Below are 7,271 nucleotides of genomic sequence, written 5' to 3'. Positions count from 1 at the left end.
AAACGGCCTTCTATCCCCCCCGGAAGGTCGTTTCATTTTTTTGTACTTCTAATTAATGGTTAGAAGTATTTTTTTTTATAACTTTATATTGTATAATATATTAGGTCAATTTTAGGGGTGAGATAGAGTTGAAGCAGATAGATAAAATAATTTTTATAAATGTGGTTACAACCTCTATAGTTTCCGGAGTTTTTAATGTTTTTACAGGGATACATGTAAAAAATTTGGGCTATGGGGAAAGCATTGTGGGGCAAGTATTATCAATAAGTAGTTTATCTATAGCTTTAGGATCTATGATAAATGCTTACTTAAGCTCAAAAATGGGGTTTAAAAAGACAATATCTATGGGTTTAGTATTGATGGTGATAGGAATTTTAGGAGTTAGCTTTTTAAGGGATCCATTCTTAATAAAGGTATCTTCAGGATTGATGGGAGTAGGGTATGGATTTCCATTTTCATCCATTGGAGTGCTTTTAATTGAGAACTCCTCTGAAAAAGATAGAGTTAAAGTTTTTAGTAAAAACTTTGTAAGTCAGAGTTTAGGAACGGTGTTTGCCAGCTATGGAGCAGGGCGACTGATTAAAACTTTTGGAAAAATTTTTGCAATAGAAAAATCAATTCCATTGGTATACATATTGTGTGTATTTATAATTTTAATTGGATTTTATCCTTTAAAGGATTTAAAAATCAGCGATAAGATAAAAAATAGTAAAAATAGAGATTTTTTTAAAGGTTTTAAGGATGTGATGAGTGGGGAAGCATTAAAATTTATTATCTATAATACAATTATAGGATTTGGAGCAGGAATGGTTATACCCTTTTTCAGTGTATATTTAAAGTTTTCTTTGAATATAGATAATGAAAAAGTTGGAATTATTATGGGATTATCCCAGGTCGGATTGGTTATTGGTGGACTACTGGTTCCATATATATCTAAAGTTTTGGGAAGAGAGAACACTGTTGTTATTTGTCAATTATTATCAATCCCATTTTTAATATCAATAGCTTTTCCACAGGGTATTTTTGTTTTAGGAGTTTCATTTCTATTAAGATCAACATTGATGAATCTAAATCAACCACTCATTCAAAACATCTCCTTAGAAACTGTAAAATATGAGAATAGAGCATTGATGAGTAGTATAGTTTCAATGTCATCAAATGTTACAAGAGCACTGAGTATGATAATAGCAGGGTATTTAATGGAAAGAGTATCATACAACTTTCCATATTATATAACAGTAGTCTTATATTTAATAGGAACTGCTGTTTTTTATAAGAGTTTTAAAGTAGAAAAGCCATTGAGAGGAGGAGCGGATGAATAAAAACTTTGTTCATTTACATTTGCATACAGAGTACAGTCTTCTAGATGGGGTTGGAAGGATAGATGAGTATTTAGAGAGAGCAAAAGAGTTAAATATGAAAGCTATAGCAATAACAGACCACGGGAATATGTATGGAGCTATAGAGTTTTATAAAAGCGCTATGAAAAAAGGTATAAAACCTATTATTGGAATAGAGGCATATGTATCAGAGTTTCAGATGGATAAGAAAGAGGGAAGAAATTTTCATCTGGTACTTTTGGCTAAAAATCTTACAGGATATAAAAATCTTTTGAAAATATCTTCAGCTGGATTTTTAAATGGATTTTATTATAGACCTCGTGTGGATAAAGAGTTTTTGAAAAAACATAGCGAAGGTATAATAGCTTTATCAGCCTGTATGCAGGGAGAGATATCAAGAGCTATATTGGAAAATGAAAGCGAAATAGAGATTGGAAAGAAAATAGAGAGCTATATAGATATTTTTGGCAAAGAGAACTTCTATTTAGAAGTACAAGGAAATGGAGTAGAGGGGCAAAGAGAACTGAATAAAGAACTTCAGAGATTCTCTAAAAAATATGAATTAAAATGTGTTGCAACAAATGATACTCACTATGTCTATGAAGGGGACCATGTATTACAGGATTTAGTGATATGTATTCAAACAGGTGCTAAGGTTTCAGATACTAATAGAATGAAGATTGAAACTAAAGAGCTATTTTTAAAGAGTAGAATGGAAGTGATAAACTCATTGGGAGATGAGTTTATTGAGGCAGTTGATACAACAGAGGAGATTGCCGATAGATGTAACTTAAATTTGGAGTTTGGAGAGTTGAAGTTCCCAAAGTATGAGATACCAAACTGTGTAAAAACTCCAGGGGAGTTTTTAAGAAAAATAGTTTATAAGGGATTAGCTCAAAGATATCCATCTGGGCTTAGTGAGGAGCTTTTAAAAAGAGTTGAGTATGAGTTAGATGTTATTTTAAAAATGGGATATGAGGAGTATTTTATAGTTGTATGGGATTTTATTTCCTATGCAAAAGGAAAAAATATTCCAATAGGACCTGGAAGAGGATCAGCAGCTGGAAGTTTAGTAGCTTATGCCTTAAAGATAACGGATTTAGATCCTATAAAATATAATCTAATATTTGAAAGATTCCTTAATCCAGAAAGAATATCTATGCCGGATATAGATATAGATATTTGTCAGGAAAGAAGAGGGGAAGTGATTGACTATGTTACTCAAAAGTATGGAGCGGATAAGGTTGCACAGATAATAACCTTTGGTAGAATGAAAGCAAGAGCGGCATTGAGAGATGTGGGAAGAGTTTTAGATATAAATCTAGCTAAGGTGGATAAGATAGCTAAATTAATTCCAGCTTTTTCAACTTTGGGAGAGGCTTTAAAGGAAAATACAGAGATAAGAGAGCTATATACAGAGGATAGTGAAGTTAGAAATCTAATAAACTTATCACAGCGTTTGGAAAATAAAGTTAGACATGCGTCTATACATGCGGCTGGAGTGGTTATAACAAAAGATCCACTGATGGAGATTGTACCTCTATACAGCGACAATAAAGATCATACAATCTCAACTCAGTACCAGATGAAGGAGTTGGAAGAACTAGGTCTTTTAAAAATGGATTTTTTAGGTCTTAGAAACTTAACAAATTTACAAAGAACAATAGAGTATATAAAAGAGAGCAAGGATAAAAGTATAAGATTAGAGGATATAGAACTAAATGAGAAACAGGTATACGATATGCTTTCTAAAGGGGATAGCCTAGGGGTATTTCAGCTGGAGTCTATGGGTATAAGAAAGATTTTGATGCAATTAAAACCGAATAGATTTGAGGATATAATTGCGTTGTTGGCTCTATATAGACCTGGACCTTTAGGTTCTGGAATGGTGGAAAGCTTCATAAATTGTAAAAATGGTCTTGAAGAGATAAAATATCCACACCCCAGTTTGGAAAAGGTATTAAAAGAAACTTATGGAGTTATTCTATATCAAGAACAGGTAATGAAAATAGCCAATATAATGGCAAACTACTCTCTTGGAGAAGCTGACCTTTTAAGAAGAGCCATGGGAAAGAAACAGGCATCTATAATGGATGAAAATAGGGATAAATTTGTGGAGAGATCGCTAAAAAATGGTTATACAAAGGAGAAAGCAGAGGAGATATTCGATCTAATAGACAAGTTCGCAGGCTATGGATTCAATAAATCTCACTCGGCAGCATATGCATTGATAGCTTATTGGACAGCATATTTTAAATATTTTTATCCAGAGGAATACTATGCTTCAATAATGACCTCTGAAAAAAGTAATGTCGAGAATGTTGCATTCTATATAGAGGATGCAAAGGCTCATAAATTAAAGTTGAAGTTATCAGATGTAAATAATCCAGTATCTAAGTTTACTGTAGAGGACGGTGGAATTAGGTTTTCTCTAGCGGCTATAAAAAATGTTGGAGAGAGTTTGGCGGAAAAGATAAAGATAGAGTTTGAAAAAAATGGAAACTTTTTAAGATATGAGGATTTTATATATAGACTGAGAGGTCAGGGATTAAATAAAAAGAATATAGAGGCTCTTGTCTATTCAGGAGCATTAGACTCACTACCAGGAAATAGAAAACAAAAGATAGAATCTATAGAAAAAGTTATAGACTATGCAAATAAAAAGATAAAAGAGGATGATATTCAACAGATGAATCTTTTTGGAGGAGCAAAATCAGAGGTAGTAAACTTTGTTTTACCTGATTTGACTGATTTTACACCTGATGAAAAGTTGGAAAAAGAGAAGGAGTTTTTAGGGTTTTATTACAGTGCTCATCCATTGGATAAATATGATTGGATAATAAAGACATATAAAATGAATAGAATTTCAGATATAAAAACTGAAAATTCTCTGCACGGAATAAAAACTTATGGTATACTAAGGGATGTGAAAAAAATACTGACTAAAAAAACAAAAGAACCAATGTGTTCCTTTGTTTTAGAGGATTACTATGATCAAATATCTGGAATAGTTTTTCCTAGGGAGTATAAGGACTATTTGAATATTGAGCTAGATGGAAAGGCTGTTTTAATAGATGGAAGTGTTCAAATAGATTATTTTAATGGAAATGAAAATAAAAAAATAGTTGTAAAGAGCATAAAATCATTAAATTCTATTGAATTTAATAAAAAAAATAGATTATATATACTGATAAATGATAAATCAAAGGATAAATATAGTAGATTAAAAGAGATACTTTTAAATAGCAAAGGTGAGGTTCCTTTAAGTTTCGCCATAGATATAGATGGAAATAAAGAGATAAAAAACTCTAAACTAACAGTTGAGATAACTCCAGTTTTAATAAAAAAGATAGAGGAGTTACTGGGTGAAAAAAGTGTTATAATAAGATAAGATTACAGTTGTAATGTTATCTTGAATGATTTTTTAAATTGTGTTAAAATAAGTGATAAAAAACTGATGGAGGAACTTATGAAGAAAGAAGAGTTTCAAATTGAAGATTTAATTAATGTATTAAGCGAATGCGGACTTACTGAAATTAGTTATGAGGAAAATGAAAATTTAAAAATAAAAATAAAGAAATCTCCACAAAGAAAGGTGATTTTACCTAAGGAAACTCCTCAAGTTGCAAAGGAAGCAAATAAAAAAGAGGACAACGTAAAAACTGTCGTTTCAACAGGAATTGGGAAGTATTTCTATGCAGATATGGTAAAAGTTGGAGATAAGATTAAAGTGGGACAAGATCTTGGATACATCTATGTGATGGGATTAAAGACGCCTTTAAAATCCACTGCTAGTGGAGAGGTGTTAGAGATAACTGTAGAAGACGGAGGAGTTGTTGACTATGGGAAAGTATTATTAAAAGTAAAGGCCACAGCAAGATAATTGGGAGGATTTTATGTTTAAAAAGATATTAATTGCTAATAGAGGTGAGATTGCTGTTAGAATAATAAGAGCTGCAAGAGAGCTAGGAATAAAGACAGTTGCAGTATATTCAGAGGCAGATAAAGACAGTTTACACGTGAGATTAGCAGATGAAGCAGTTTGTATAGGGGGACCTTTAAGTACAGAATCATACTTAAAAATACCAAATATACTGGCGGCAGCAGAGATAACAGGAGCTAATGCTATACACCCAGGATATGGATTCCTATCAGAAAATGCAAGATTTGCAAGAATATGTCAAACACATAATATAACATTTATAGGTCCAAGTCCAGAGGCTATAGACAGAATGGGAGATAAGGCAACTGCTAGAAAAACTGCCATTGAAAATGGAGTTCCATTGACAAATGGAACAGGAATTGTTAGAAGTATAGAGGAAGCCAGAAAAGAAGTTGAGGAAAGAATAGGATATCCTGTAATGATAAAAGCTACTGCTGGTGGAGGAGGAAAAGGAATGAGATTAGCTAGAACTCCAGAGGAGTTAGAGTCTAAAATCATTGCAGCCCAAACAGAGGCAGAATCAGCTTTTGGAAACCCAGATGTATATATTGAAAAGTTTGTTGAAAATCCAAGACACGTAGAAGTTCAAATAATGGGAGATAAACATGGAAATGTTATCCATTTAGGAGAGAGAGATTGTTCTATTCAAAGAAGACATCAGAAGCTAATAGAGGAAGCTCCTTCATATAAGTTACCTTCTAAAGTTAGAAAAGCTATGGGAGAGGCTGCTGTAAAATTAGCAAAATCTATCAATTACGATTCAGCTGGAACTTTAGAGTTTTTAGTGGATAAAGATGATAACTTCTATTTTATGGAGATGAATACAAGAGTTCAAGTTGAACATACAGTAACAGAGATGGTAACTGGAATAGATATTATAAAGTTACAGATAAAAGTTGCAGAGGGAGAGAGAATAAACATATCTCAAGAGGATGTTGTTTTATTTGGTCACGCTATTGAGTGTAGAATAAATGCTGAGGATACAACAGCAGGGTTCTTACCATCACCAGGGAAATTAGAAACTTATATTGTTCCTGGAGGGCCAGGAGTTAGAGTGGATTCACACTCATATCAGGGGTATGAGATATCTCCATACTATGATTCTATGATAGGGAAACTTATTGTCCATGGAATCACTAGAGAGGAAGCCATAGAAAAGATGAAAAGAGCGTTAAATGAGTTTATTATAGAGGGGATTGATACAACAATACCTTTCCATTTAGAGGTACTAGACAATAAGGTATATAGAGCAGGAAAAGTTACAACGAAGTTTATAGAAGAAAATTTTGAAAAAAATTAAATAATAGCTAGGAAAAACTTTAAATAAATGTAATAATATAGGTATAATATCTACGGAGGTGTTTTTATGAACGAGTTAGGAAATATAAAAATAGCGGATGATGTTGTAAAGACAATATCGGCAAAAGCAGCACAAGATGTTTCTGGAGTTTATAAATTAGCAGGTGGAGTAGCAGATGAAGTTAGCAAAATGCTAGGGAAAAAAAGACTTACAAATGGTGTTAAAGTTGAAGTTGGAGAGAAAGAGTGCAGTGTTGAAATCTATATAATTGTTGAGTATGGATATCAAATTTCTGAGGTTGCTCAAAATGTTCAAAAGAGTGTTTTAACAGCTGTAAGTACTATGACTGGACTAAAAGTTGTAGAGGTAAATGTATTTGTTCAAGACGTAAAAATCTTAACAGAAGAGTATGACGAAAAGCACGAAGATATAGAGATTGTATAATTCAAAGTATAAAAGGGAGGCGTTTATTTACGCCTCTAATCTTTCTTTACAGGGGTGAGTTTATTGATAAAAAAGTTAATATTTTTCTTCGCATGGGTAGGAATAATAATCATAGCTGTAACAGGAATAGGATATATAACAATGCCACAGTATTTTACAACAATAGATACAAGCTCACTTATGTTCAAGGCAGTGGTTTTCAATATATGTTTGATATATATTTGTATATCAATATTAAAATTAT

General features: G+C 32.3%; 5 protein-coding genes and 1 pseudogene. All 6 read left to right on the top strand.

Annotated features, from left to right (window positions below; genetic code table 11):
* Positions 1-128 precede the first annotated feature (128 nt).
* A complete protein-coding gene (locus ACMOUI_RS10850) occupies positions 129-1,322 on the top strand; it encodes an MFS transporter (protein ID WP_418965712.1) in 1,194 nt (397 codons plus the stop codon).
* A complete protein-coding gene (locus ACMOUI_RS10845; protein WP_418965711.1) occupies positions 1,315-4,731 on the top strand; it encodes a DNA polymerase III subunit alpha in 3,417 nt (1,138 codons plus the stop codon). Before ACMOUI_RS10850 ends, ACMOUI_RS10845 begins: the two co-directional genes overlap by 8 nt.
* A 78-nt stretch (positions 4,732-4,809) precedes the next feature.
* Positions 4,810-5,223, top strand: a complete 414-nt coding sequence (locus ACMOUI_RS10840; RefSeq protein WP_418965710.1) for an acetyl-CoA carboxylase biotin carboxyl carrier protein — start codon at positions 4,810-4,812, stop codon at positions 5,221-5,223.
* A 13-nt stretch (positions 5,224-5,236) separates the two neighbouring features.
* Positions 5,237-6,583 carry an acetyl-CoA carboxylase biotin carboxylase subunit gene (gene accC / locus ACMOUI_RS10835; RefSeq protein ID WP_418965709.1) on the top strand — a complete coding sequence of 449 codons (1,347 nt, stop codon included), beginning with the start codon at positions 5,237-5,239 and terminating at the stop codon, positions 6,581-6,583.
* A gap of 66 nt (positions 6,584-6,649) precedes the next feature.
* Positions 6,650-7,027 carry an Asp23/Gls24 family envelope stress response protein gene (locus ACMOUI_RS10830; RefSeq protein ID WP_418965708.1) on the top strand — a complete coding sequence of 126 codons (378 nt, stop codon included), beginning with the start codon at positions 6,650-6,652 and terminating at the stop codon, positions 7,025-7,027.
* A 63-nt stretch (positions 7,028-7,090) separates the two neighbouring features.
* Positions 7,091-7,271: pseudogene (locus ACMOUI_RS10825) on the top strand (alkaline shock response membrane anchor protein AmaP); the annotation flags it as partial.

This window comes from Cetobacterium sp. (assembly GCF_048470075.1).
In the GTDB taxonomy this organism is placed as follows: Bacteria; Fusobacteriota; Fusobacteriia; order Fusobacteriales; family Fusobacteriaceae; genus Cetobacterium_A.
The sequence above is the reverse complement of the archived record's forward strand: the minus strand, read 5'-3'. Positions and strand labels throughout refer to the sequence as shown.

Excerpts from the sequence above, each read along its gene's own strand:
- ACMOUI_RS10845 (WP_418965711.1), top strand. The coding sequence starts at position 1,315 with ATGAATAAAAACTTTGTTCATTTACATTTGCATACAGAGTACAGTCTT.
- ACMOUI_RS10840 (WP_418965710.1), top strand. The coding sequence starts at position 4,810 with ATGAAGAAAGAAGAGTTTCAAATTGAAGATTTAATTAATGTATTAAGC.
- accC (WP_418965709.1), top strand. The coding sequence starts at position 5,237 with ATGTTTAAAAAGATATTAATTGCTAATAGAGGTGAGATTGCTGTTAGA.
- ACMOUI_RS10830 (WP_418965708.1), top strand. The coding sequence starts at position 6,650 with ATGAACGAGTTAGGAAATATAAAAATAGCGGATGATGTTGTAAAGACA.